Raw genomic sequence first — 892 nt, 5'->3', positions numbered from 1 at the left:
CGCCCGTCTCGGGATCGCGCAAGCCTGCCGAAGCGGGGCAACTTGTCGCCATGCTTGCCGGCGACGCGGTTACCGTGGAAGCGCTCCGTCCGCTGCTCGCTCCCATTTGCCGCGAGACCATGGTGTGCGGACCTGTTCCCAACGCCCTTCTGATGAAGCTGTCGGTCAACCTGTTCCTGATCGCACTCGTCACCGGGCTAGCCGAAGCCGTGCATTTCGCCGAGCGCAACGGCCTAGATCTCAGCCAGTTCCTCGCCGTACTGAATGCCGGGCCGATGGCAAGCGATGTATCTCGCGTAAAGGCGCCGAAACTCATCGACCGGAATTTCGCGGTTCAGGCCGCGATCTCCAACGTGCTGGAAAACAACCGCCTGATCGCCGAGGCGGCGCGTGAGAACGGTATTGCCTCGCCGCTGCTGGACGTCTGCCACGCACTCTATGGCGAAACACTGGCACTTGGTCTCGGGGAGGCCGACATGGTCGCTGTGCTCGCGGCAATCGAAGCGCGCAGCGGCCTGCAAGAATGATCGGCTTCTTTCTGCTCAGCTTGCCGGTCTTCGGAGTCATCGGAGTGGGATGGGCAGCCACGCGTGCGCATCTCCTGACCTCGGGCGCACTGGATGCGCTCAACGTATTCTCGTTTCGTTTTGCGCTTCCAGCGCTGGTTCTGCGGCTCATCGCGGCGCAGCCGCTGCGTCAGACGTTTAATCCGCGCTTCTATGCGGGCTACCTTGCATCTGGCGTAATCGTCTTCGTGCTGGTTCTGCTCAACGTATTCTCGTTTCGTTTTGCGCTTCCAGCGCTGGTTCTGCGGCTCATCGCGGCGCAGCCGCTGCGTCAGACGTTTAATCCGCGCTTCTATGCGGGCTACCTTGCATCTGGCGTAATCGTC

The 892-nt window shown here is 61.8% G+C and carries 1 protein-coding gene and 1 pseudogene; both read left to right on the top strand.

Features of this window, described 5'->3' with window-relative positions; translation table 11 throughout:
- The coding region (locus ACRXB1_RS36880) for an NAD(P)-dependent oxidoreductase (protein ID WP_449494884.1) at positions 1–527 on the top strand (527 nt) is incomplete at its 5' end.
- A pseudogene (locus tag ACRXB1_RS36875) lies at positions 524–892 on the top strand (hypothetical protein); the annotation flags it as partial. The gene ACRXB1_RS36880 and the pseudogene ACRXB1_RS36875, both read left to right, overlap by 4 nt.

This window comes from Caballeronia sp. M23-90, assembly GCF_053574605.1.
This window is presented reverse-complemented; position numbering and strand designations above follow the sequence as displayed.